The sequence below is a fragment of the Corynebacterium sp. c7Ub_26 genome, from assembly GCF_053760365.1.
In genome coordinates this window covers 639,291-666,195 of the sequence record NZ_JBSNBL010000001.1, presented here as the reverse complement: position 1 = coordinate 666,195, position 26,905 = coordinate 639,291, and the positions used below count along the sequence as shown (strand labels likewise).

Below are 26,905 nucleotides of genomic sequence, written 5' to 3'. Positions count from 1 at the left end.
GCATTACCCCTCAGGTTTCTTATCGGCCGGCCCTTGTAAAGCTGGCCGCCACCCCTTCAAACCCCTAACCATACTCGTGGGCGCCATGCTCGTCATTGGTTTAACAACCACCGCGTGCGACGTCCCGTCACGTGACGGAGAATCGTCGTCCAGTCAGTCGGATAGTTCGGCTCACCCAGTCCATGCGGAAGGGCTCGTCAATGCGTCATTAAATACTGGTGATCCCCAAATCCTTGCCCAGATTAAACCGAATCTTCCTGCGGAAACGATGTCGCAAGGCAAGAAAGTCACGGTGAAAAAGGCTGATCGTATTCTCGGTATTGACCGCTCCGGGGCTATGGCAGCATCTCTGTGGTCCATGGGCATGGGCGATAAACTCGTCGGAAGAGATATCTCCACCGATTTTCCGTCGGCTCAGAAGCTGCCTTTGGTAACGCCGGGTGGGCACTCTATTAATGCGGAGGCCGTTCTTGACCTCAATCCCGACGTCATTTTCACCGACGGAACAATCGGACCCCAATCCGTTTTCCGTCAATTGGAAAAGTCCGGGATCACAGTTGTGCGTACCGATCGAGACAGGAACCTTGATAACGCAGACAGCCTCATGAAGGAGATCGGACGTGCCTTAGGTGACGAGGATGCTGGCAACCAAGCAGCGCAGAAGGTGCGCAACGGTATTGATTCCGCAAGCAAAGCGGCCCAGGCAGAGTCTGATCATCGTCGCATGATCATGCTGTACCTACGTGGGACGAATGTGTCGATGATCGCCGGGCCAAAGTCTGGGGCACCTGACCTCATTAAATCCCTCGGTGGCGTCGATGCGGGTGAGGGGCTCGGGCTAGACAAGGCCTTTACTAACCTGACATCAGAAGCATTGGTCAAGGCTGCACCCAATACGATCATCGTGATGAAGGAAGGGCTTGAGTCCATTGGAGGCTTGGACGGCCTCCATAAGCTTCCTGGGTTTGATCAGACTCCAGCCGGGGCCCATAACAGCGTGCTGACTGTCCCCGACTCTCACCTGTTATCGTTCGGCCCCGACGCGGGCAACGTGATCACAGCAATGGCTCAGGCTTTGTATGGCAACTCGAAGTCGCCGTCGTCAACTGCGCCGTCCTCAAACGCTACACCTGAGGCCCTGGAGCGTCGGTCATGATGAAACGCTCACGCACACAGTCGTTCCATCAAACGCGAGTTGTCGCGACCGTCATCTTCTTCCCAACGATTATCGCTCTCCTCTCCATCAACCTGGTGTGGTCAGCCACCGCCGGGCAGGTGGAGACAACCCCCACTCAGGTGTTGGGATCGTTGCTCCACTCCATGAGAATATCCTGGTTAGACGGCCCCGATCACGCTAATGCCGAAGCCGCCTTATGGTACGTCCGCTTCCCGCGAATCGTCGTGGGAGCCATTGTGGGTGCAGGCCTGGGAGTATCAGGCGTTCTTCTGCAAGGCGTGTTTTCTAACCCGCTGGCTGAGCCGGGCATCATCGGTGTGTCCTCTGGAGCAGCCATCGGGGCCTCCGCAGCCATTGCTTTGGGGGCATCGACAACCGCAGCTCACCAGGGGCTCGGCCCGTGGATGGTCACGCTCGCGGCTTTCATTGCGGGCTTATGTACTACCGCGTTTATATACTTCGCGTCCCGACGGAATGGCCGAAGCGAAGTTGTCACTCTCATTCTGACAGGTGTCGCAACCAATGCCATGGCCGGCGGTATTATCGCGTTCCTTACCTTTATTGCGGATAATGCAGCTCGCGATCAGATCGTGTTTTGGCAAATGGGGTCTATTGCGGGCTCATCGTGGACAGCCGCAGGGATCATCTGCATCGTCACTATTCCAGTCAGCCTTCTGGCCTGGACTTTGGCTAAACCCCTCGACCTACTCTCCTTGGGTGAAAGTCAGGCCCATCACCTAGGGGTCAATGTTGAGCGTCTTCGCGCGTCGATCGTCGTTATTGTCTCCCTGCTCGTTGCGGTGGGTGTGGCCTTCACCGGCATCATTTCATTTGTGGGACTTGTTGTCCCTCACGCTCTTCGGCTCATCGTCGGCCCCGGCCACCGGATTCTTATACCGGCTTCGGCATTGGGAGGCGCGCTAACACTAACCATTGCCGACGTCGTCGCCCGGACGGCTATTCGCGGTGGTGACCTCCCTCTAGGGATGCTGACAGCGCTTATTGGTGGTCCCGTGTTCTTCTACCTACTCCGTCGTTCGCGTGGCCACTCAGGCGCATGGCGCTAGCGTCCACGACCAAGAACGATCCGTTAGGAAGGTTGTCCATGCTATCTCTTGAGTCAGTGTCCTTACGCCGAGGATCACGCGTCGTTCTTGATGCAGTTAATGTATCGATCAGCCAAGGAGAAGTTGTTGCCATCGTCGGGCCGAATGGTGCTGGTAAATCAACATTATTGGGCGTCACTGCTGGCGATCTCACTCCTGATTCAGGAACGGTCCGGATAGAAGACCACAACGTATCGACGACATCTGCGCCTGATTTAGCCCGACTGCGGTCGGTACTGACGCAATCGAACACCGTCGGTTTTTCCTTTACCGCCGGCGAGACCATTGCGATGGGGCGTGCGCCCTGGGCCAAAACCGAGACTGCCGACGAGGCAGCTGCGGCAATGGATACCGCGATCGAAGAGACTGGCGTTCGTGAGTTTCTTTCCCGCGAGTTTCATCACCTCTCTGGTGGTGAGAAAGCTCGAGTATCTTTGGCTCGAGTTCTTACTCAAAACACTCCGTTAATCCTCCTTGATGAACCAACTGCTGCGCTCGATATTCGCCATCAAGAAGATGTCATGAAGATTTGCCGGCACCGGGCTAAGAACGGTGCCGCAGTGGGGATCGTTCTTCACGATTTATCCCTCGCTGCAGCGTGGAGTGACCGCATCATTGTCCTTGACCACGGCCGGGTGGCCGTATCCGGAAACCCCGATGAGGTATTACAGCCCGAGTTGCTGAGCAACATTTACGGCTGTCCGATGCAAGTTTTTCGCGGGCCGGATGACTCCCCCATTGTTGTCCCGCTGAGAAAGACACAATAAGTTTCTCCCACAACCATCGCGCACGGTCGGTGTTTGGCACGGCTCGTGATTGCTGTGAGCACCACTGTTGCGGCGGAGATGGCTCCGGCAGGTATAACTGAACCCCACCTCACGGTACAAACCATGAGATGGGGCTAAGTCACAAGCTGCTGCTATCCATGGGATGATCCCATGGACGCCGGCTTAGCTATTCGTTGTCTGCACTGTCATCATTGGACGAATTCGGCTGCTGGGCTGCGGAGTTCCTCCGCTTTTCGATGCCGAATAGTGCAGCAAACACGATGGCGAGTGTGCCAAGGATGCCGATGATAATTCCGTAAAGCCATCCGTGATCTGAGCTCGTGTTCTCGGAGTCGATGGCTTGGTCGCCGTCGGAATCTTTAGAACCCTTAGAGTTCTTGTTCTTCTTCTTGGCTTCGCGGGCTTTCTTCCGCGCTTCTTCTGCCTTCTTCTTTTCCTCAGCCTTCTTCTCGGCCGCCTTCACCGCGGACTCTTTTTCCTGCTGAGTACCGGTAACCGTAATGTCTGTCACCGTGTCTTGGCTGCGGTCTGTCGAACCGTGTGCTGCAAAGGTGAAGATAGCGCACTGGTTCTTAATGCAGTTACCGCCATCAAAGATGGGCTCGATGTTCAGCGTGGTGCTGAACGATCCGTTTGACGAAATCTGCTGTGGCCGCACCCAGTTGGTCGCTCCGAAAACAGAGGCATCCGTGAAGGAGAACTTCGATTTTTCGGCAACCCCGACATAAACGCCGTTGCCGCCAGTCTTGAAGCCTTGGCCGGTCACCGTAACAGGAGTTTTTCCGGTCGGAGAGATCGTGGTTCGTGATACCGAAACTCGCGCTCCGCTGCGTGACTGACCCGACGTGCCACTTGCGCCCGAAGCTTGGCTGAGGCCATATCCGCCGCTCGAGCTGCCCGAACCTGAGCTGCCTGAACTCGAGCCGCCACTCCGGCTAACACCTGAGGCAACAGACTGTGCTGCCTGCTGTGCGCTTGATGCAGCAACTCCACCCGCAAAGCTAACCGGTGTGGCCGTATCTTGACTACGGTCGCTCGACCCATGTGCGGCAAAGGTGTACACCGCGCACGCATTCGTCAGGCAATTCGCGCTTCCGAATGTGGCTGACACGGGAAGATCAACAGAGAATGATCCATCAGAATTGAGGTTGCCTTTTTGATTGGAGACCCACACCGTACCGGGACCGAAGACATCAGCATTGGTCGTACTGAATTGATCCTGCTGGGCAATCCCGACATAAACACCATTGCCGCTGGTCTTGAACCCTTGACCACTAACCCGGATCGTGTCTCCGCTCGGGTTAAGTTTCTGAGTCTTCGACAATGTGACCGCCGCGCCACTCGAGGAGTGTGCCCCGGTGGGTGCCGGTGCTGACTGGGCAGGCGCTCCTCCCTGGGGAGCAGCAGAGCCTGAGTTTCCGTTGCTGGACTGCCCGTTTCCACCTGGGTTCGCTGCGGGAGCGGCCTGGCCGTTGTCATTTCCGCCCGATGCTGCCCCGTCGCCGGAGGTAGCGGGGGGCGTCACAGCTCCGTCTTCCTTCTTGGCTACCCCACCTTTGAAGGAGACAGGCGTTGCTGTGTCCTGGCTCCTATCAAAAGATCCGTGTGCAGCAAGTGTAAAGATCGAGCAGTGGTTGTCTTTACAGTTCGCGTTACCGAAGGTCGAGCTGACGGGCAAATCGATGGAGAAGGAACCATCGTCGTTCAGATTACCCTTGCTCTTCGAGACCCACTTCGTATCGGGGCCAAAGGCGTCGGGATTAGTGGTGCTGAACTGATCATCCTGGGCGATACCTACATAAATTCCAGGCCCATCAGTTTTAAACCCTTTACCTTCAACTCGAACAGTATCTCCGCTCGGATTGAGGTTAGTGGTTTTATTTACTGAGACAGTTGCTCCGCTGCTTGATGTGCTGCCCAGGGAGCCGGAGTTTGGCTGGGAATTGCCGCCATTATCCTGGCCGGAATTGCTGTTGTCGCTGCCGCCATCGCCGTAGTGACCGCCCTCTGTGTCAACAGTGACCGGGCTTCCGTTACGGAAACTAATGGGTGTCCACGCGTCCTGGGAGCGGTCAAAGAGCTTCGGGAATGCGGTGAATGACGCGACATAGCACTGGGTGGTGGTGCAGTCGACGTCCCTAAACTTGGTATCGACGGTCAAGTCGGTCGTGAAATTACCCTGGTCATCGGCTTTTACCTTGACCGCTTTGCCGTAAGTCTTTGGATATCCGGACGCGGGCTTTTCGATTGTCTGGGTGACGTAAATAGATTCACCAGGCTTGTAACCCTTACCCGTCGCTTTGAGAGTATCGCCACCACTGATGTCTTTATCTTTATCGAGAGTCAGCGTCGGTGATTGGGATTGTTCATCTCCCCCACCACTATTGAGGAATCGGCCAAGATCAGGCGACCCCGGGAATCCCAAGTCATTGATCGCGTCGCTCAACGAAGACAAATCAACTGCCGACGCAGCAGGGGCAGCAGCTGAACCCATCCCAATGATAGACACCGTTGACAAGGAGGCAACGAGGGCACGAGCCGCGGTACGACCATGCTTTTTCTTACTCGTGTTGCGTGAGCCACTGGGTGCGTGGGTCTCGGAGTGATCTCCGGTGGGAAGCATGAACTCTCCAGGTAATCGAGGGGGCATTTCGAACTCGCCCGGCGCTGCGATCACGACGATGTCCCGTTAACCGATCCGATGTAAGGGAGGGCGTCGTTAGGGAACGCTGGTGCATCAAGAAGTAGCGTTCCATGGCTATCACTTCCCATGCTCAGTCATGCAAATGACAGCCAAGGTTACGCATCTATCCTGATATGAAGGTAAAGCTTACTTGCTGTTAAGTCAATATTTTTCTGCCCTGTGCCTCCCCACTATTTCGCACTCGATCGGGCGGAAATGAAAATGATCACATAACCACGCGATTAGTGGGGCACGTGTTAACAATGTGGCGTAAAAGGCCAGTTTTCGCGCCCTTCTCTCAGCCTTTTTAGGGGGTAAGTGTTTAAAGAGTTGTCCTCTTCGTGTTGTGAGTAACATCAGCGACTTCTCAGTTTGTCGGAAGCGTGTGCCATTCATATGAGGGCTAGACTGAGGACCCACGCCACACGGCACCCGACGACGGCGACTGGCCCCGTTCCCCTGCAGTGAACGTACGCATAGGCCTAGCCAGTGGCACGTCGCGTGAAAACTGGGTGCTCCGTAGATACAAATAAACAGACTGAGACTAACCACCACGTACGAAAGGTGAAGAACAGTATGAAGATTCTCGTAACAGGCGGCGCAGGATACGTTGGCGGCACCGTCGCCAAAGTGCTGCTTGAACAGGGCCATTCCGTCACCGTTATTGACGATCTCACGACGGGAAACACCGACCTTATTCCCGAGGGTGCAAACTTTGTCCGCGGAGATGTCCGCGATGTCGCCGCAGATGTCCTCGCTGACGAAAAGTTTGACGGCGTTGCACATTTCGCCGCCCGCTCGCTCGTCGGCGAATCTGTTGAGAGGCCTCAAGATTATTGGCACCACAATGTTGTGACCACATTGACCCTCCTGGACGCGATGCGCCATTCGCATGTGAACAACTTGGTTTTCTCGTCCACCGCGGCCACATATGGAGAACCGGAGACAGTTCCCATTACTGAAGAGTTCCCCACGCGGCCGACGAACCCGTATGGTGCGACGAAGCTCGCTATCGATCACATGATCACGTCGTACGCCCACGCCTTCGGCTTGGGAGCAACATCGCTGCGCTACTTCAATGTGGCCGGGGCCTACCACGGTCAAGGCGAAAACCGCCCCGTCGAAACCCACATCATTCCCATTATTCTTCAAGTAGCTCTAGGCCACCGCGATGGAGTGAAGATTTTTGGCGACGACTGGCCGACGAAAAACGGCACGTGCATCCGGGACTATATTCACGTCAAGGATCTTGCCGACGCTCACCTCCTGGCGCTTGAAACCAACAAGCCCGGTCAGCACAGGATTTACAATCTCGGATCCGGCGACGGGTATTCGGTCCGTGAAGTCATCGAGATGTGTCGAAAAGTGACTGGCCATCCGATCCCGGCGGATATTGCTCCCCGACGGGCCGGCGACCCCGCGATTCTTATTGCGTCCAGCGACAAAGCTCATCACGAACTCGGGTGGAATCCGACACATACTGACCTCGAGACCATTGTGTCTACAGCGTGGGACTTCGCTCAATCGCTCGGAGATCGTGCGCATTCTTTGCCCAAGGCGACGTCATAGAGAGCACGCAGCTAGACGACGCCATACATAACGCGCACACCATGCGGCCGCGTCACTCTCTCCTAGCCTTTGCGTTGTCTTCGACGGGATCGTGGCTCCACCGCTGTAAACGCCGAGCTGCTTGTACGCCCTCAGACAGTGTTGATGCCCACGGCTCGAAGCGGAACTTATGGAATTCGTCGATGATGGCGTCGACATCAATCGCTCCGAGGAGCGTGTCTATCACTTTTCGTTCACTCGTGACATCGACACCACGGGCGGCGAGGGCGTTGACAGTAGTCACGAGATCATCAAGCGATTCGACGCTCAACGCGGTCAACAGCGCGATACCAGAATCGGTTTTCTGCCCACGATGAAGAGCGAGGAGCGAATAAGGCAACGACGCTCTTTCGTCGAATTTCTGTTCCTGTAAAGCGCGACGATAAGCCACCCCTGCCAAGGATTCATGTTCATTCCGATCCATGATCCCCCACATACACAGGGCAAATGAACGCGACTGGGATGGGAAGGCCTGGGCTGCACTCAAGAAAATATCTCGAAGGGTATGCCGTAGTGGCGAATAGCGAAGACCATGGCTGATGTCCCGCAAACTGCCAGTATTGAGAGCTCGAATCCAACGTTGAGCCACAACGGGATCACTAAAATCGGGCTGTTGTCCTTCTGATGATGCACTGGCAGCAATGTCCTCGGCTATCTCGCCGATCAGGGTGATGAAATCTCGAAAGCTATCAAGGCACAGTGACATCAGCGCACTACTGTCTAGACGCTCGTCGCTACCGAAAGCCGTGTTGAAACGATGTCCGGTCTCCCATGGACAAGCGGTGTATTCGCCCCTGGGAGATTCACTATCCATGTTCAGATCGGGGTCGAATTCGGCACCATCGGTGAAGTGACTAATGAACTCGCGGATGTAGATATCGCTGAGCTGCGCTTCTTCAGCAATTTCATTACCCGCCTCGGGCGGAAAAGGCAGCACCGATTCGTCGGCGTCAAGAATGCTGGCCGCGTCGCTGTTCGGCAACGACGAATCCGTACTAGCACGGAGGTCAGAGAACCAGCTTTTCAGAGCTTCGCCGTGGCCAACGCGCCCGGTGTCGAGATGGCCGCCTGCGTCGAAAGACATGACGGCAAATGGCTGTCCCGCCCGTAGCGTGTCAACGCCAACGACTGCTGTGACCTCAACGCCTTTCGCCCACAACGTCGACATAATGGTGTTGATGGCTCGGATCGTGTCCGCAGATCCGTTTTCAGTGTGATCATCGACAGTCACGGTCGCGCTAAGACCATCGCCGCCCACTTGCTTTGTGACGTGAGCAGATGTGAATGTCGCACCAGGCAGCCCGGCGTTCACTGCTCCCGTGGCCGTCGCCCGTCGTCGATGATTGAGAGAGGACCTCCCGGATTGGCCATCCTTCATCATCGACGCCACAAGATCGACGGCCCCAGGTTCGTCGACAATTAACCAACATGCTGACGAGAGAGGGATATCAAGGGAGCCCAGCGCACGGTCGAAGCTATCTGCGTTATCAACTGGAGCCGCGAGTACACACGCTCCGCTAGACATTCGTTCTGACGAAGATTCTCTCTGGCCAGCGGATGTCTTGGCACCACCACAGTTTTCGCAGCGGGAGTCACCGATCAGGATCAGGTTTTTGTTGGTTGAGTTCTCTCCGAGGATCCGTGGCAACGTTCCTAGAACCGCGCCGACGGTGTCAGAGGATGGGCGGGGACGGGCAAAAATGGAAAACACGTCGGACGTACCGGTGCTACACGAGGAATGGCAATCTGTCATGGCCGCTAGTTTGGCAATTAATGTCGCACCATCACCGCCGAGACGAGGGCAAAACTGCGCACGCTGTGGATAACTATTACCCTGTGGATAACTGGTAGAGCACCATCGGTCACGGCCTCCCAAAGAGCACTGGAAGATACCGTGCCCACCACTATTATTGTGAACTAGTGTCGATACGGGGTGATCGTGACGGTACGTGGAGGTACACGGAAACAGGCACGACGGGGCTAAATTCGTGGAATACCACTACTTATCATGGTGTTGTGGGTAGTGTCGCGTTAATATCGACCCTTTTAAATAACGACCAATTAAACGACGAAATGAACAAATGATATCGAGGACTAATAATGACAATGGATAATGACGAAACGATGTACGAGCTTGAATATCCTGAGCCGGAAACACAATCCGACGCTAGTAACGGCCTATCACTCGTCGTAGCGCTCCAGGGCTACGCTGACGCTGGCCAAGCTATTGATAACGCAGAGTCGCACATCAAAGCAGCCTTGGAACATGCACCATTAGCGACATTTAATAACGATCTGCTTATTGATTATCGCTCACGGCGGCCTGCCGTACATATCGTCGACAATGAGTTAGCACCTGCCGAAAAGACAGAACTCTCTTTAGACGTTGTGCGTGATAATGCAGGAATTCCGTTCCTTCTTTTATCCGGGCCGGAACCCGATTTACGTTGGAGTGCGTTTACTGAGGCCGTCACCGACCTCTCTAAACGTTTTAAGGTGACAAAAGCGGTGAGCCTTTATTCCGCTCCGATGCCGGTTCCTCATACCCGCCCTCTTATCGTGACCCAACATGGCTCGTACAAATCGGATCCGCTCCGGTATCCCCGCTTTGATGGGCGTATTACCGTACCGGGATCCGCTCAGCTCGAGCTCGAGATGAAAATGGCCAAAGAAGGTATTGAGACGGCAGGGTTTACGGCCCATGTTCCGCACTACATTGCCGCCTCGGAATATCCCTCTGCGGTGGTCAAACTCCTCCAAGCTGTGGAAGAAACAGCAGGTGTTTCTATTCCTTTGCAGGCCTTGGAACGGGAGTCAGAAAAAGTTGAGCGCGAACTCGAAGAACAGGTTGAGGAGTCGGGTGAGATAGCTGCCGTCGTCCATGCTCTCGAAGCCCAGTATGACCAAGAAACCGCACGGTATAGGGAGCGTCATGACCGCGGTCTACTGAGCTCGGACGGCGAGGTGCCCACTGGGGATGAGATCGGCGCAGAACTAGAAAAGTTCCTCGCGCAGGTGAACCGCGATAAAGATACTCAGGATATCGATGCTGGGGATGACAGTACCGAGGATATTGGTGCCGAGTCCTGGGACGAGTCGGATACTCCCCGTTCTAATGACGAGGACGACAACGGTGGCGACCGTCGGCCACACTCCGATGGAGGCGATGACTCAGACGAAGACTAAACGAGACTATTAGGATAGAGCCGTGAACCTAGCTAGTTATCTTCCCGACCTTGCTGACGTCCCCGAATCCTTATACGACGAAGCAATTTCTGATTCATTTCGAAGCTGGGTTCGCTCGCGAGGAATTACCCTCTTCCCTGCCCAAGAAGAAGCAATCCTCGGAACAGAAGCCGGTGATAATGTCATCGTCGCAACACCCACCGGTTCTGGGAAATCACTTGTCGCCTTGTATGCGCATTTCTTCGCCCTCGCGCATAACAGGCGAACATTCTATACAGCGCCAATTAAAGCACTGGTCAATGAAAAATTCTTTGCCCTGTGCGACGCCTTTGGTGCGAAAAATGTCGGGATGATGACAGGAGATGCCACTGTCAATGGCAAAGCTCCGATTATTTGTGCAACTGCCGAAATCGTAGCCAATATTGCCCTACGCGATGGTCCCGATGCTGAGATAGACCAGGTAGTGATGGACGAGTTCCATTACTATACCGATCCCCAACGAGGGTGGGCATGGCAAGTTCCGCTCCTTGAACTTCCATCGACACAATTTGTTTTGATGTCTGCCACCTTGGGGGACACAACTTTCCTGCGCAAAGACTTAAGCGCCCGAACGGGACGGGATACAGATCTCGTTGATGGAACTGAACGGCCGGTTCCCTTATCGTTTTCTTACGTCTATACGCCTATTCACGAAACAATTGAGACGCTTATTAAAGACGATAGGGCGCCCATTTACATTGTTCACTTCTCACAGCGGGAAGCGGCGGAACGTGCTCAAGCCCTCAAGGGGCATGTGAAAATTTCCGCAGAGACCAAGGAAAAGATTCGCGAAACAATCGGGGACTTTCGTTTTTCCTCAGCATTTGGGCGTCAATTATCCAGTCTCGTCCGTCAAGGCATTGGTGTTCATCACGCGGGCATGCTCCCGAAATACCGTCGTCTCGTCGAAAAACTTGCCCAGGCTGGCTTACTAACAGTGATTTGTGGAACTGACACACTCGGTGTGGGTATTAACGTTCCTATCCGCACGGTGCTTTTTAGTGGGCTCGCGAAATACGATGGCCAGCGACACAGAGTTTTGCGTTCCAGGGAGTTTCACCAGATTGCCGGGCGAGCCGGTCGCGCTGGTTTTGATACTGCGGGTTATGTCGTCATCGAGGCACCTGAACACGAAATTGAGAATTATCAGGCACGGCAGAAGGCCGGGAGTGATCCCAAAAAGCTGAAGAAGCTGCGGAAAAAGTCGGCACCCGAAGGCCGTGCAACGTGGGCCGAGAGCACCTATGAGCGTCTCGTTAATGCTGAGCCGGAACAAATGACCAGCCAATTTGCGGTATCTAGTTCCATGTTGCTCAACGTGTTGTCCCGCCCGGGGAACGGCTTTGAGGCCATGAAACGCCTCCTGCGCGGTAATCACGAAAGCCGTGCAAAACAAAACCGCCATATTCATATGGCTATTGATCTATTCAGGGGTCTTAAGCAAGCCGGAATAATCGAGCAATCTGACACCCCGGACGATACTGGTCGTTATTGTCACGTGACCGACGAATTGCAACGCGACTTTGCATTGAACCAACCGTTATCGCCATTCACCGTCGCTGCTTTGGAGATTCTCGATCCTGATAGCGAGACTTTTACGCTCGATATCATCAGCGTGATGGAGTCAATTCTCGACGATCCGTCGCCGCTACTCCGGGCTCAAGAAAAGAAAGAGCGGGGCGAAGAGATTGCCGCGCTCAAGGCAGAGGGCGTCGACTACACCGAGCGAATGGCGATCGTCGAGGATATTACGTGGCCGATGCCTCTTAAAGAGGAGCTTGACGAGGCGTTCGAGGCATATAGCGAAGGACACCCCTGGGCGCGAGAATTCTCCCTCTCCCCTAAGTCTGTTGTTCGCCACATGATCGAGCGCGCAATGAACTTCTCCGACCTCATTGCCGCTTATGGTTTAGCCAGGTCAGAAGGGGTCATTCTTCGTTATCTCACCGACGCGTGGCGGACTTTGCTCAATACGGTCCCCGCGGAGTATCACACCGATGAGTTAGACGACATCATTGATTGGCTATCCGAACTCATTATCCAAGTTGACTCGTCGTTGTTGGATGAATGGAACCGTATGGCTGATCCTGATACTCCGATCACCGATAAGGAAGTTGAAGAACGTGCCTTCGGTGATGGTAGTGAACGTGCACTCACTGCCAATACGCGGGCATTTACGCGTATGGTTCGGAACGTCTTTTTCCGGTTTGTTGAGCTCTTTGCCTTCGAGAAAGAGGACGAGCTCGATGAACTTACCGACCGCGTAGCAACCGAAGATCTAACTGACACTCCCGATTGGCCAGCAGCACTCGACGATTACTTCGACAATTTCGCTGATTTAGGCGTGGACGCATCTGCCCGGTCCGCAGACATGATCAACATCAAAGAAAACGGGCGTTCGTGGTCGGTGCGCCAAATTATCGACGATCCGGATGGCAATCACGATTGGGCCATCACCGGGACCGTCGATCTTGATGCGTCTGATGAGGCCGGCGACGTTCGGCTCTCTGAGCTCAGCATCGTTGAGGGCGATTAGCCACAAGATCAGTAGCTTCCACCTCAATCACGACGCCTCAATCAGGACAGAGCATTCGCGTTCCGCGACACTTCTTCGAAAGCCCGCGTAATCTGTCGGCCAATGTGCTGGAACTGCTCTCCCCTGCTCGGCGACGTACTGGAGCGATAAGCCAGTCCGATTTCGCGATGGCAGGGCACAGACCCTTTCTTGAACTTCGCGATCGCGATATTTTCCTGGCGTCCTTCCACGGGCAAGGCAGAGGCAGGCACCAATGTAGAACCCAGGCCACCAGCCACACACTGCACAACCGTCGTCAAACTAGCGACTCGTGTGACAGCTTGGTTTGCTTTTGAGCCTTTACCAGTACGGCGGCAGAGATCCAGAACTTGATCACGTAAACAGTGGCCGTCGTCGAGAAGAAGAAGGTTGAGGTCCTCGAGTACCTTCGGGTCAACGTTTGTCTTGCCAGCTAATTCATGCCCCTCTGGTACGACGAGGAAAAAGTCTTCGTCGTAGAGATGCTGCTCGATTAGTCCACTCTCACCAGATGGGAGGGCAAACACGGCGACATCGATCGTTCCTTGCTTCAGGCTTTCGACTAAATGGTGAGTTTGTTCTTCGACGATATTCGGCTGAACTTCTGGCATCTCGAGGTTGATGAGCTGAAGAAGGTGCGGAAGGATATACGGCGCGACGGTGGGGATAATTCCGATCGTGATCGGCCCGGAGGGGGAATCGCTGACGCCTCGAGCATGGGCGACGAAATCATCGGTAGTATCCAAGGCTGCGCGTGCGTAAGGAAGGAGAGCTTGCCCAGCCGAGGTGACAATGACTTTCCGTGTTGAGCGTTCAATAAGCTGTAGGTTCAGGCCGCTCTCGAGAGCAACGAGAGCCTGCGAGAGGGACGGTTGCGAAATCCCCAAACGCGCTGCTGAAGTACTAAAGTGACGGTGCTCCGCGATGGTCACGAAGGCACGAAGTTGAGCGATTGTAGGGCGATACTCTCTATTATTCATGGTTATAACTGTACACTAGATATTTAAGTTTTACCTCTTGACACACTCGATAAATCATGCCATGCTTTATAGCGTCAGATAATTAACCAATCGATGACACTTTCAAGTAGGAGGAAGCAATGGCATTGCTGACCATCGGTGACCAGTTCCCTGATTTCGAATTGACCGCACTGAAGGGCGGAGACCTGCGCGAGGTCAACGCTAACCAGCCCGAAGACTACTTCGAGGAGATCAACAACCAGTCCTATGAGGGCAAGTGGCGTGTCATCTTCTTCTACCCGAAGGACTTTACCTTCGTATGCCCCACCGAAATCGCAGCATTCGGCAAGCTGAATGACGAGTTCGAGGATCGCGATACCCAGATCCTCGGTGGCTCCGTCGACAACGAGTTCTCCCACTTCAACTGGCGTGCAACCCACCCGGATCTGAAGACGATTCCGTTCCCGATGATTTCTGATATCAAGCACGATCTCATCAAGGCCCTTGGTGTTGAGAATGCTGACGGTGTTGCAGACCGCGCTACCTTCATCGTTGACCCTGACAACGTCATCCAGTTCGTGTCCGTCACCCCGGACGCTGTTGGACGTAACGTCGACGAGGTTCTGCGTGTTCTCGATGCACTTCAGTCCGAGGAAGTCTGCGCCTGCAACTGGCAGAAGAATGACCCCACCAAGAACATCGACAAGATGGATGTTCTCAACGAAGAGCTGAAGTAAGCACCTGCTTCCAGCTCCATTCGACTGTCTCAGTCGTCACCGAAACTATCTCGCTATCATTAAGGACGGTTCATAATGGCACTTGACAACCTTAAAGAGGGTCTCCCGGAGTACGCGAAAGACCTCAAACTGAACTTGGGCACCCTCTCGCGCTCGACCGAGCTGTCGGAGCAGCAGCTCTGGGGCACGTTCCTTGCGACTGCTGCAGCAACGCGGAATGACACCATCGTCTCGGAGATTGCTGAGGAAGCATCGCAGCACCTTTCCGATGAGTATGTCAACGCCGCCTACGGTGCAGCGTCGATCATGGCCATGAACAATGTCGCGTACCGCGCGAAGTCGTTCCTCGGCTCCGACTATGCCCAGGTCCGCATGGGTCTGCGGATGAACATCATCAACAAGTCCGGGATCGACAAGGTTGATTTCGAGCTCATGGCTCTCGCCGTGTCGACCATCAACGGTTGCCACGACTGCACCAAGGCTCACGAGAAGACGGTGACGAGTGAAGGCCTGACCAAGGAACAGGTTTTCGAGGCCGTTAAGATTGCCGCAACCATTCAGGGTGTAGCGCAGGCCATTCAGATCGAGGCTGCTCGGTAGAGTTTTTGCCCCTTTGAGTTCAGTGTGACTCTCTGAGTTTTTCTTCCCTGGCGTCCAGTACGCCAGGGATTTTCTTACATACCCCTTATTTGTTCTCCTTGCAATACTTTATCGACAATTATTTGCGGTTGATTTAAGATCTTCTACGTCCGAATCTTTGCCCCCTGTACTGAGGAGAACGTTAGCCTGTGGTCCGGCCCGCGCATCTCAGCACGACACGTCGCAGTCCTGGAGATTTAGGCTCCTCAGAGGAGTCGGCCTCTCCTAGTTCGCCCCACTCTCCTGGCTCGATTGTCTTCAGGGATTTCTCATTGGCCCCTCTCAACGCCGAATCAACTACTACCCCGGCCGATCCTCCTTCTCGCCCGCTATTGCACATCACTGAGCTGCATATTAACCCCGGGGAATGGGTGGTCGTCTCGGGGCAATCTGGAGCAGGCAAAAGCCTTTTCCTCAACTCAATTATCGACGCCGGTACACGGCCATCAGCAAATTCATCTCGACATCACAACCCCCACCACGCAGGAATACAAACCACTGGTTACTGTTCGATCTCAGGAACTCTTGGCTTTTGTGCTCAAAATTCGTCGACGTCACTTGATCCTCTTACCCCTGTGAGGACACAAGTTTCATACGCTCTACCGAGAGAATCCCGACGAGAAGCAATCGACCATGCAGATGCCCTGCTCGATCGCGTAGGGCTGGACGGCTCCCGTTATCCCCTGGAATTATCCGGAGGCCAACGCCAGAGAGCCTGTCTTATCCTCGCATTGATTCACCAACCCGACGTCCTTGTCGCAGATGAAGTGACCAGTGCGCTGGACCCCGTCACTTCATTAGCAATAGGGGATATCCTGTGCGAGTTTTATGACGCCTATCACCCAACAATCGTGATGGCGACGCATGACGTCTCTGGCTTCGTTCCTCTAGCAACACGACATCTACACATTGATGACGGTGTCGTCGTCGACAAGGAAAGCGCAGAGAGAGAAGCCACATGCCGATAGTTTCTCCCCCCCAACCAGCCGTCGGAGCTCTCTCGATCTCCTTTTGTCTCTTTACACGACGCCACGTGCGAAGGGCGTTTCCATGATTGTTCATGCGATCTCCACGCCGGCGAAAAAGTGGGGATCGTCGGCAAGTCGGGCTCCGGAAAGACCAGCCTCTTGCGAGCGATAATGGGCAGCCTTCCGTTAGATGACGGCGCTCGCACAGCTCCTGACCACCGTGGATGGTGCGCATTTGTTCGACAACAGCCAGATGCCACCTTGCATCCTCTCATGACGGTTCAGTCCATCATCCGGGAAGCGACGCTGATCGCAGGAGTGGAAGCGCCCGACTATGAGGAACTTGTCGGCTCATTAGGGCTCCCGACGGATGTTTTACATCGGCGGCCTCACCAGTTATCCGGAGGCCAGCGTCAACGTGTTGCTTTAGCCCGTGCACTAGCAACCCGCCCCTCTGTCGTTCTTGCCGACGAAGTTGTCTCTGCCCTCGACACGGAGAGCGCGACAACAACCATGAGCGTTCTAAGCGCCTACCAGCAAAAATCATCGTGTGCAGTGGCGGTAACGGGTCATGACGTGAGGTTTATGGTCTCGACGTGTGACCGCATCATCGTTCTTGACGATGGTCGCATTGTTGATGATCGAGCCGCAGCAGAGATTGGTAGCTCAGATGTTCCGCAGACCGCGGATTTGATTCATGCCGATCGAATTTTTCGAGGAGGTGTATGACGTGAAAGCTTTGTCGCTATTCGGAGGTCGTCGGAAATCTGGGCAACCGCTCCCCGCGTATATCTACCTGCTGTTGATCAGCCAATTACTGTTCAACATCGGTTTCTATATTGTTGTGCCCTTTCTAGCGGTCGTCCTGGCAGATGGTTTTGCTCAAGCCGGAACAATGATTGGCTTAGTCCTCGGTTTGCGGACATTTTCACAACAGGGGCTGTTCTTTCTCGGCGGAGGGCTCACAGATAAATATGGGGCGCGCCCTATCCTGTTGACGGGGATTTCTCTGCGCGTAATTGGATTCATCACAACCGGCATGACCAGCCATTACGCCACGGTCAATGGAAAGAGCGACAATCTGGCCAACACATGGTCACTCGTCGGATTCATAGGCGGCGTCGTCATTATTGGCTTTGCTGCCGCATTGTTCTCTCCCGCCGTCGAAACGTCATTGGCCGACTCAGGCGCACGCCTCGAAGCCCAAGGAACGAGCACGAGAGCCCACATCTTTGCCTTAGATTCCGCCTATTCAACCGTCGGCTCTGGACTAGGCCCGCTTATTGGAGCACTGCTCCTTCCTCTCGGGTTCGACATTTGCTGCTACGCGGCAGCTGCGATCTTCGTCTTTTTGGGCATCACTCACTTGATCATGCTCCCCACCTCAGTCCACCCAGCCCGGCGCGGACCGATCACACAAGACTGGAGCCATGTCCTCCGAGATCGCCGTTTTCTCGTTCTCGCAGCGGCATATTCCATGAGTCTCGTCGCCTATAACCAGATGTATCTGTCCCTGCCTGTGGAATTGACGCGAGGGACGGGGTCGGATCAATCGATGGGAATCATGTTCCTCATTGCTGGGGTGTGGGTCATCATTCTCCAAGTCCCGCTGGCTCGGATAGCGGCTCGGTATAGCCCCACGCGGGCGGTAGCCGCTGGTTTTCTCATCATGGCTAGCTCGTTCACCATCGTCGCAGTGTGCGCACCGTGGTCCCGGAGCTTAGCTCCCGCCATCGCCTTCGTCGTCGTTCTCAATGTGGGAAACATGATTGTCAGCCCGATCGCGCGCGACCTCGTTGGAGTACACGCGAAGAACATCAAGTTGGGTACGTACTACGGGGTCCTCAATTCGGTTGGTGGGGCGGCCGTTCTCATCACTTCGCCGCTTCTCGGAAAGCTTTTAAACAGTGCCTACCATCCCACGCAATCAGCAATGATTCCGTGGATCGTTCTTGCTGCCGGGATGGTGGGTGCTGCCATCACTATTTACGTGTGGGGCCGACGCACGGCGAGGCTTTTACAACAGCCACGTCATGCCGACGCGCCTGACAACTCATCACAATTAACTGATCAGATAGAGGAGTTCTCATCATGAAACGACTGTCGCTATTACTTGCCGTCCCTGTGGCAGCGACTGTGCTCACGGGATGCTTCAATAATTCGGACTCAACCGGTAACGACGGGGCAACAATCGGATTGGCCTTTGCCCCGGTGGCAAGTATGTCGCCCTATTCCGACGACGCCGTTCTAGCCAGTCGGATGGGTGTCGGGGAAACGCTAGTCACGTTAGGAGAGAATGGCGATGTTATGCCGTCATTGGCTGAGTCATGGTCGGATGATTCCCCACGGTCGGTAACCTTCCACCTCCGTAGCGCTAAGTTCCATGACGGAAAGCCGCTGACCGCTCAAGCTGCGGCCACCAGTCTCACCCACGCGTGGAACGCCACCAACCGGCCGAAAGCCCTTGGGAAAGCCAACCTTACATTTGACGCTTCCGACGACCACACGTTGGTGGTGACGTCAGAAAAGGACGATCCCATCCTGATTCAGCGATTCGCCGACCCGGGAACAATGATTCTGTCACCTGATGCTTTCACCGGCGATGCCAAGAAAGATGGGGAAAAGAACGACGGTAAGGACGCAGAAGCAAAAGAGGGTCCCTCTGATGCTGCACCGGACTTGGTGAAACACGGAACCGGACCATTTTCACTCGACAAAAAAGCTAGCTCGACCCAAGCGGATCTGAAGGCGAATGACGATTACTGGGGCGGCAAGCCGAAGCTCAATTCAGTCACCGTCAAGTTCATGACCGATGCGAGTGCCCGTACTGCTGCTTTCCGTTCAGGAGAGGTGCAACTCGCGACGGCTATTCCTACCTCCCAGGTTTCGGAGATTGAAAAGTCGGCGGGCGAGATCAAGTCAACGCCACTTCCCCGCGCAGTCCTTCTCCACCTCAATACGAAGAAGGGGGTATTCACCGATCCCGGTTTACGGGCAGCAGCGCAGGAGGCCATCAACAGCAAAGCCATCACGGACTCTGTGTTTGAAGGAAAAGCAGATGCTGCAACCGACCACCTGTTCAATCCGGCTGAAGAATGGGCACGTACCCCGGATGACGCATCCAAGAGCGCTGTTCCTGCTACGCAACCATCACAGCAGAAGATCAAGCTTGCCACCTGGACTGAGCGTGGCGAACTGCCAGAAGTCGCATCGATTGTTGCTGACCAGCTACGCCACGCAGGCTTCGTCGTAGATGTGACGACCAAGGATTACGATTCACTCGAAAGTAGCCTCCTTGACGGCCAATTTGATGCTGTTATTGGGAGTCGTAACTACCTCATCGGTGCAGCCGACCCCGTTTCCTACCTGCAGTCCGACTACACGTGCGACGGCACATACAACTTGTCGCAGCTGTGCGATCCGGAGATTGATGAACAAATCTCGCGGGCAGATGCTACCTCTGATTTCAATGAGCGACGCACGCTCGCGACCGAAGCGGGAGCGCGCATCGTGGCTGACAATGCGGTTGTCCCCGTCGCCTACCCGCGTGGCTACGTTGCGATGAAGGGCATGAAAGACGTCAGCGTGGATTCCTTTGAGCGACAATTGCTCACTGCTAAGAGTCAGCGTGACTAGTTCATCGACGCACCCGCACCAATCCCCCTTGTCACTCCTACGGATCCTCTATACCCCTCATCATGCCTTCACGACACCGTCCTACGTGCTCGTACCGCTCCATCCTGGGCCTCACAAGAACAACTGTCCTCATCGTGCTCGGAGGACTGCTGTTTGCTGCCGTCCTTCCATGGCTTTCCGGGCGCGATATCGCGGTGTCTGTCTTTCGAGCACGTGAGTCAGAACGGACTCCAGATCCGGAAGTCATAGAAAATATTCGGAATGAACTGGATTTGCCGTCGAACCCCATCGAAGATATTCAGCGATTCTTTATCGGCTTCGTCCATCTGGATTTCGGTGTCTCATGGGTAAATCCATCCAACTCTGCATGGAACACTGTCTTGGCAGGGTTTGGTCCATCTGTCTTCTTAGCAGGAACGGCCACTCTACTGGGCACCATGATCGCGTGCGCTCTGATCTGGCCACGGGTTAACGCTTATTCACAGGGACGCAGATCCCACGCAGGTCTATTATCGAGCGCGGTTTTATCCTCCGTCCCTGAATTTGTCCTCGCTAGTCTGCTGATCAGCTTCATTGCCATTCAGCTGGGATACTTGCCCGCGACCGGGTGGGATGGCCTCCGCTACGCAATTCTTCCGGTCATCTCCCTCACCATCCCCATCTCAGGAATGCTCTCACGCATTCTGCTCATCGCCGTGGACACAGCAGCGACCGAGCCTTGGGTCAGAACCTGGTTGGTAAACGGGATACCCGGTTACCGAGTTCGCAGAAGCCTCATCCGACGAGGTTTTGCGACATTAACGCCACAAATCTTCCTCTTTTTCGCTGGAACCTTAGCGTCAACAGCCCTCGTGGAGAACATTTTTTCCATTCCTGGAATCGGACGGATCGCTGTCCAAGCGGCAACCCACCAAGACGTGCCCGTCATGCAAGCACTCCTGACCTTAGTTCTCTTCATCGGTGTAGCGTGCGGGTTTCTCTCGAGATGCATCCATTACTTCATGATGCGTCCGATTGCTCAGTCACACGAAGCCGGGCTCTCCCATGGACAACCACATATCGATGTCGGGTGGGTGCCGCCACTCGTGGCGATCATCCCGTTAATAGTCGCGCTCGTCGTCGGCAGTTTTCGATCCTCGGCTATCACACCCACCGCTCGCTTGGAGTCTCCCTCTATGACGCATCCACTGGGCACTGATCAGGTAGGACGAGATGTACTTGTCAGAATGGCCGACGGAGCAATACCCACCGTCGGAATCGCTCTTATCACGACGGTGGTCTGCGTGGTCATTGGTGTCATCATCGGCCTCAGTGGGGACTGGGCACGCGTCCTCGGTGATACGTTAAACGCTCTCCCCGCTGTTTTTATCGGACTGGTTATTGCCTCCGTGTTTGGAACCTCTGTATGGACAGCAGCTGTGGCCGTCATGGCTGTCGGCTGGATTCCGATAGCAGCACATTGCAGTGCGTTAGCCCTCGACATACGACATCAAGGTCACTACGAGTGGGCCCGAGATAGTGGCGCCGGACGATGGAGATTACTCATCGTCCACACCATCCCCTTCGTTGTACCCGCTGTACTCCGCCACGGTGCGACTCGTCTAGGGCATAATATTTTGGCTCTTGCCGGACTGGCGTTTCTTGGTATCGGCGCCAGGCACGATTCTCAGCGAAGCCGCTCCCTATGCAGACCGGGCCCTATGGTTTGCCCTCTCCCCCACATGTGCCCTCATCCTGGTCGGGCTATCGACGACTCTCCTTGCCGACCATATCGTTAGCCGACGCCGTTCTTAATTGCCGGATGCGTAATCGCCGGCCGAGCAGCCAGCAGCCGAAGCAAGCATCGTCGTCCAGGTAGACTGTGGGAAGTCATGACGAACAAATCCAACCGCCACACCACCGATGCTCGGACGACAACCACGTCGACACCCGACACAATCCCCAGTGCCCCATCACGCAAAGAACTCTATGCTCAGCTCAGCGAGATCAGCGCGGCTGATGAGCACCGGTTTCGTCGTCGTCTGAAAAAAGCCCGATCTGACCGGGCCCGGCACGCCATCGCTCGTGACTTAGCAGTGGCACGGACTCAATTCGCCGCAAAAATCGCAACGCTTCCGACTATCACGTATCCCCCTGATCTACCCGTAACCCAGCGAGTCGACGACATTGCTGACGCTATCCGAACACACCAGGTCATTATCGTCGCTGGTGAAACCGGGTCGGGGAAAACAACGCAGATACCCAAAATTTGTTTAGCCTTAGGGCGTGGTCGGAAAGGCATGATCGGGCATACCCAGCCGAGGCGGTTGGCTGCGCGTACAGTAGCCGAACGAATCGCCAGTGAGGTTGGCCAAGATATCGGCCAAAGTGTCGGATACGCCATCCGTTTTGATGACCGCGTCGGCCCCTCAACAGCCATCAAGCTCATGACCGACGGCATTCTCCTGGCAGAAATGCAACGTGACCGGCTTCTGCGGGCTTATGACACGATCATTATTGACGAGGCCCACGAACGAAGCCTCAACATCGATTTCATTTTGGGCTATATCAAGCGACTATTGCCACAACGCCCAGATCTCAAGGTCATTATCACCTCCGCGACGATCGACCCTGAAAAATTCGCACGCCACTTTGCGGATGCGGAGGGAAATCCGGCACCCATTATCGAGGTCTCGGGGCGAACCTACCCCGTTGAAATTCGGTACCGGCCCCCGTATATCGAACGCGAGCGGAAGGATGGCTCCGTCGAGCGGATAGAAAAAGACCCGCAGGAGGCTGTGTGTGAAGCATGTGAGGAGCTCATGGCCGCCGGCCCTGGAGATATTCTTTGTTTCTTCCCCAGTGAACGCGACATTCGCGAAGCTCATGACGCCATCGAGGCGAAGAAATGGCCTGGTGTTGAGGTCACTCCGCTTTTCGGGCGCCTATCCAACGCGGAACAGCACCGCGTCTTCAGTCCGCACCGCGGCCGTCGGATCGTACTTGCAACCAACATCGCTGAGACATCGTTAACCGTTCCCGGGATTCATTATGTTGTCGACACCGGAACGGCACGCATTTCTCGCTACTCGACTCGGACGAAAGTCCAACGACTACCCATCGAACCAATTAGTCAGGCGAGCGCGAATCAGCGATCAGGCCGTTCCGGTCGTATAGCGAAAGGCATTGCTATACGGCTGTATTCCGAAGAAGACTTCAATTCGAGGCCAGAATTCACCGACCCCGAGGTTTTGCGTACCAATCTCGCCAGCGTGATCATCACGATGACCTCGTTGAAACTTGGCGATATCAACGAGTTCCCTTTCATCGATCCGCCAGAACCACGAGCTATTCGCGACGGCATGATGGTGCTTCACGAACTCGGCGCTTTAGGCGAGGGCGAGCGCGATGGCTCCCCGGTGTTGTCCTCCATCGGTCGCGAAATCTCCCGTATCCCCGTCGACCCCCGGCTAGCTCGAATGCTCGTTGAAGCCCATCACCGCGATGTCGTGGAAGCTACTTCTGTCGTGATCGCCGCATTATCTATTCAAGATGTCCGCGAACGCCCGACTGACCACGAGCCCCAAGCGGATCAGGCTCATGCACGGTTCAAGGACACGGATAGCGACTTTGTGTCGTACCTCCGCCTATGGGCATATCTCACGAGCATCAAAAAAGAATTGTCGGGCAATGCGTTCCGGAAGCGATGTCGCGCAGAATACCTTCACTACATGCGGGTCCGCGAATGGATGGATTTCGTTCGACAACTGCGTCGAGTCACCGAAGACCTGTCGTGGTCATGGGACCAGAATCGTCTTACTCCTGTCATACCTCATAACGACGAACCGTCGACGCCTTCCAAGAAAGAGCGCTCGCGCCCGAACAAAAAGGCGAAATCACAGAACAATAACGCGCATCCCGATATGCCGATGATCACCGTCGATCACGGTGGGCTGCACCGATCTATTCTCTCCGGGCTTCTCTCTCAAATTGGCCTACGCAGCGATGTGAGAAAGGAATATCAGGGCACTCGGGGGACGCGGTTCTTCATTTTCCCTGGCTCATCGCTGCATCAAAAGCAGCCTCAGTGGCTGATGGCTGCGGAAATCGTCGAGACTTCACGAATGTTCGCGCGTGATGCTGCCGCGATCCAACCGCGCTGGATTGAAGAGCAGGCATCGGATTTACTGCGCCATCAATATTCAGAACCTCACTGGTCACGCAAACGATCTGCAGCAATGGCATACCAGCGGTCAACCCTCTGGGGTTTACCGGTTGTCACTGATCGGCCGACCTCGTACCACCGCATCAACCCGCGCGAAGCCAGAGAGATCTTCATCCGCAGTGCCCTCGTCGAAGGTAATTGGGTTACGCGACACAAGTTCTTTCACCACAATCGCGACAAGCTAGCCACTGCCGGAGAGCTTGAGGAAAAGACGCGTCGCCGTGACCTACTTATCGACGACGACACTCTATACGATTTCTATGATTCGCGGATCCCGACCTCGGTAACGACGGGACGCCACTTCGATGCGTGGTGGAAGAAGGAATCGAAAAAAGATCCGCATCTCCTTGATTTCGATCCGGATAAGCTTCTCCATCCCGAAGCGCACACCATTAGCGAGGACGATTTTCCGGACCGATGGCGAGCCCATTCCACCGACGTCGAGCTGACGTACAAATTCGAACCAGGCGAAGACGACGACGGGGTCAGTGTGCGGATTCCGCTCCCCATTATTGGGTCATTATCGTGGGCTGATCGGTTCGACTGGAACGTCCCCGGATTACGAAGCGAACTAGTGACGGCACTTATCCGCACTCTCCCGAAGCCGCTGAGAACCACTGTTGTTCCTGCTCCCGACTTCGCACGGCGGGCCATCGAGATGATGCATCCGTACGAGCAGCCACTCACGGACTCACTCGCTGACGCTCTCAGAGCGGTGGGAGGCTCGGGCATGACTTCTTCAGACTTCGACGTCGCTAAGCTTCCTCTTCACTTGAGGATGAATTTCCAAGTTATCGATAGACACGGGAAGGTCATCGATCAAGATCGAGATCTGGATGCCTTGAAGAAGCGGCAAAGTTCGGCGGCAACGCAGGCAATGTCTGCCGCGTTCAAGCGAAGCAAAGTCGGTTCGGCTCTTTCTCGAGGTCATTCCCACGACGATGGTTCGGCTCAAGACTTGCCACGGACGCAGGCTGATTCCCGAAATGGCACCGCCCGCCGTTCCAGGGAGGACGCGACGACTGTTCCTGATCTCGGGAAGGTGTATGCGGAATGGACTGACAAGGGCATCGGTACTCTCCCCGAGAGCGTTCAAACCACGATCGACGGGCAGCCAACAACAGCGTATCCAGCGCTTAAGGTCACGTCGAAGGGAATTGAGGTGGTGACCTCCGCCTCTCAGGCCACTGCTAAATCCATGATGTTCACTGCAGTACTCACCTTGTTAGTGCAGTCCATCAAGATCAATGAGAACCAAGCAGTGAAGGGACTACCGCTACAGCAGCGAGTAGCGGTAGAGCACTATCCCCATGGGGGCTTGTGCGGACTGGTTAACGACTGCCGAGTTGCGGCGATCAAGGACGCTCTGGTGGAGCACGGCGTCATCGAGCGATCTCCGGATGCCTTTGAAGCCCTACAAAAAGAAATGGCGCACTCTATTCCTGCAGCAACGCGGCGCATGGTTGTGGCCATGGCACCAGGGCTCGTCGCGTATGAGTCCATGGCCGAAGAGATCAAGAAGTGGGACGGGCCAGCTATCGACGATATTAAACGTCAGCTGAATATTCTCCTTCCTCCTAATGCGGTGACACGATATGGCACCGGTCATTTCAAGCACCTTCAGCGGTATATGAAAGCGGTCGAGATTCGTCTGGAAAACATGGAGCGTGACCCCGACCGAGACGCCGACGGCCAGGAAGAGATTAACAACCTTGAACGCGCGTTCCGCTCAAAGCTGAAAGGACTGCCTCAACAGCGAGCAAACTCCTCCGCAGCACGAGCCATCATTTTCTCCCTACAAGAACTACGCGTCCAACTGTTCGCAGAGCGGTTAGGCACCGCGCAGAAAGTGTCCCCCCAAAGAATTACTAAAGCGATCAAAAAGCTCCGTTAGGTCTTGGGCGATCTGATGGCTACCTATTCCCTACTGTGAACGCCGTGCCTTGAATTCTGTGATCTCCCGTTCGAAGTCCTCCATGCTGCTAAATGACTTGTACACGGAGGCGAAACGCATATAGGCGACTTCGTCGAGTTTCCGTAGAGGCTCTAGTACTGCAAGACCTACATCGTTTGAGTTAACCCGTGAACCTCCTTGAGCACGCAAATCGATTTCCACTTCTTGGGCAAGGAGTTTTAACGCGTCGTCAGAGACATTTCTCCCTTGACAAGCACGTCGGACACCGCGGATTAACTTGTCTTTACTAAAGTCCTCTGTCACGCCGTTCCGTTTTTCAACCAACAACACAGATTTCTCGACAGTGGTGAAACGACCCTGGCACTTAGTGCACTGCCGCCGCCGACGAGTGACAAAGCCATTTTCCACGGTCCGCGAATCAATCACCCGAGACTGTGGGTGGTGACAAAACGGGCAAAACACGACGATGATCTCCTATCTACACGGATAACGCCGGAAAACACCGCCAGTATATTAACCCTCACCAGAGGGCGTGACGATCACTGATTGACTGTATGGTGTTTCCTGGTTCATGCCCGCATCCCGCGGTTCTTCCCAGGCGTAATACAGGCTCGCACCCATGAGCAAACCGATTACGACACTGTACGCTGCGATTCTACGTCGCTCAGGAAAAACTGACCGTCTACACGGTTGGGCATATCTTCTC

General features: G+C 54.9%; 18 protein-coding genes. 14 read left to right on the top strand and 4 right to left on the bottom strand.

All coding sequences use genetic code 11. From position 1 onward, the window contains the following. Nucleotides 1–85 precede the first annotated feature (85 nt). Genes ACWORE_RS02810 through ACWORE_RS02800 form a run of 3 tightly spaced genes read left to right on the top strand, consistent with a single transcriptional unit; the run spans nt 86 to nt 3,050 of the window. Nucleotides 86–1,156 (top strand): heme/hemin ABC transporter substrate-binding protein, encoded by a 1,071-nt coding sequence (locus tag ACWORE_RS02810; protein ID WP_455302452.1) that lies wholly within the window; start codon nt 86–88, stop codon nt 1,154–1,156. Beyond that, entirely contained in the window at nt 1,153–2,244 is a 1,092-nt protein-coding gene (locus ACWORE_RS02805; protein WP_455302450.1) for a FecCD family ABC transporter permease, read from the top strand. Before ACWORE_RS02810 ends, ACWORE_RS02805 begins: the two co-directional genes overlap by 4 nt. A gap of 38 nt (nt 2,245–2,282) precedes the next feature. Next, nucleotides 2,283–3,050: a heme ABC transporter ATP-binding protein gene (locus ACWORE_RS02800; protein ID WP_455302448.1), complete on the top strand. Its 768-nt coding sequence runs from the start codon at nt 2,283–2,285 to the stop codon at nt 3,048–3,050. A gap of 187 nt (nt 3,051–3,237) precedes the next feature. Here the strand turns inward: ACWORE_RS02800 and ACWORE_RS02795 are convergent, their stop codons facing one another. Then, a complete protein-coding gene (locus tag ACWORE_RS02795) occupies nt 3,238–5,694 on the bottom strand; it encodes a neocarzinostatin apoprotein domain-containing protein (protein ID WP_455302446.1) in 2,457 nt (818 codons plus the stop codon). Nucleotides 5,695–6,330: 636 nt separating this feature from the next. On the opposite strand from ACWORE_RS02795, the gene galE reads away from it, so the two are divergent. Next, nucleotides 6,331–7,323, top strand: a complete 993-nt coding sequence (galE, locus tag ACWORE_RS02790; RefSeq protein WP_455302444.1) for a UDP-glucose 4-epimerase GalE — start codon at nt 6,331–6,333, stop codon at nt 7,321–7,323. Between the two features lie 52 nt (nt 7,324–7,375). Here galE and ACWORE_RS02785 read toward each other — a convergent pair whose 3' ends face one another. After that, the gene (locus ACWORE_RS02785) at nt 7,376–9,115 is read right to left on the bottom strand and encodes a hypothetical protein (protein WP_455302442.1); all 1,740 of its coding nucleotides are present in this window, start codon (nt 9,113–9,115) and stop codon (nt 7,376–7,378) included. Nucleotides 9,116–9,462: 347 nt separating this feature from the next. Between ACWORE_RS02785 and ACWORE_RS02780 the strand changes: the two genes are divergently transcribed. Together ACWORE_RS02780 and ACWORE_RS02775 are read left to right on the top strand one after the other, a co-directional pair. After that, a complete protein-coding gene (locus ACWORE_RS02780) occupies nt 9,463–10,548 on the top strand; it encodes a PAC2 family protein (RefSeq protein WP_455302440.1) in 1,086 nt (361 codons plus the stop codon). Between the two features lie 22 nt (nt 10,549–10,570). Continuing rightward, a complete protein-coding gene (locus ACWORE_RS02775; protein ID WP_455302439.1) occupies nt 10,571–13,123 on the top strand; it encodes a DEAD/DEAH box helicase in 2,553 nt (850 codons plus the stop codon). A gap of 41 nt (nt 13,124–13,164) precedes the next feature. Here ACWORE_RS02775 and ACWORE_RS02770 read toward each other — a convergent pair whose 3' ends face one another. Then, nucleotides 13,165–14,121, bottom strand: a complete 957-nt coding sequence (locus tag ACWORE_RS02770; RefSeq protein ID WP_012731716.1) for a hydrogen peroxide-inducible genes activator — start codon at nt 14,119–14,121, stop codon at nt 13,165–13,167. Nucleotides 14,122–14,240: 119 nt separating this feature from the next. Between ACWORE_RS02770 and ACWORE_RS02765 the strand changes: the two genes are divergently transcribed. From ACWORE_RS02765 to hrpA, 8 genes are all read left to right on the top strand, one after another. Continuing rightward, entirely contained in the window at nt 14,241–14,837 is a 597-nt protein-coding gene (locus ACWORE_RS02765; RefSeq protein WP_012731717.1) for a peroxiredoxin, read from the top strand. Nucleotides 14,838–14,912: 75 nt separating this feature from the next. Then, nucleotides 14,913–15,437, top strand: coding sequence for a carboxymuconolactone decarboxylase family protein (locus ACWORE_RS02760; protein WP_455302436.1), 525 nt, complete (start codon nt 14,913–14,915; stop codon nt 15,435–15,437). Between the two features lie 188 nt (nt 15,438–15,625). After that, nucleotides 15,626–16,444: an ATP-binding cassette domain-containing protein gene (locus ACWORE_RS02755; protein ID WP_455302434.1), complete on the top strand. Its 819-nt coding sequence runs from the start codon at nt 15,626–15,628 to the stop codon at nt 16,442–16,444. Between the two features lie 117 nt (nt 16,445–16,561). Next, nucleotides 16,562–17,173 carry an ATP-binding cassette domain-containing protein gene (locus ACWORE_RS02750; protein ID WP_455302432.1) on the top strand — a complete coding sequence of 204 codons (612 nt, stop codon included), beginning with the start codon at nt 16,562–16,564 and terminating at the stop codon, nt 17,171–17,173. Further along, nucleotides 17,142–18,539 carry an MFS transporter gene (locus ACWORE_RS02745; RefSeq protein WP_455302430.1) on the top strand — a complete coding sequence of 466 codons (1,398 nt, stop codon included), beginning with the start codon at nt 17,142–17,144 and terminating at the stop codon, nt 18,537–18,539. The genes ACWORE_RS02750 and ACWORE_RS02745 overlap by 32 nt, the downstream gene beginning before the upstream one ends. After that, nucleotides 18,536–20,080: an ABC transporter substrate-binding protein gene (locus tag ACWORE_RS02740; RefSeq protein ID WP_455302428.1), complete on the top strand. Its 1,545-nt coding sequence runs from the start codon at nt 18,536–18,538 to the stop codon at nt 20,078–20,080. Before ACWORE_RS02745 ends, ACWORE_RS02740 begins: the two co-directional genes overlap by 4 nt. Before the next feature lie 62 nt (nt 20,081–20,142). Continuing rightward, the gene (locus ACWORE_RS02735) at nt 20,143–21,858 is read left to right on the top strand and encodes an ABC transporter permease subunit (protein ID WP_455302426.1); all 1,716 of its coding nucleotides are present in this window, start codon (nt 20,143–20,145) and stop codon (nt 21,856–21,858) included. A gap of 93 nt (nt 21,859–21,951) precedes the next feature. Beyond that, nucleotides 21,952–26,178, top strand: coding sequence for an ATP-dependent RNA helicase HrpA (gene hrpA / locus ACWORE_RS02730; protein WP_455302424.1), 4,227 nt, complete (start codon nt 21,952–21,954; stop codon nt 26,176–26,178). 30 nt (nt 26,179–26,208) lie between these two features. On the opposite strand, the gene nrdR is transcribed toward hrpA, so the two are convergent. After that, nucleotides 26,209–26,661, bottom strand: a complete 453-nt coding sequence (gene nrdR, locus ACWORE_RS02725) for a transcriptional regulator NrdR (RefSeq protein WP_296135775.1) — start codon at nt 26,659–26,661, stop codon at nt 26,209–26,211. Nucleotides 26,662–26,905: the final 244 nt, after the last annotated feature.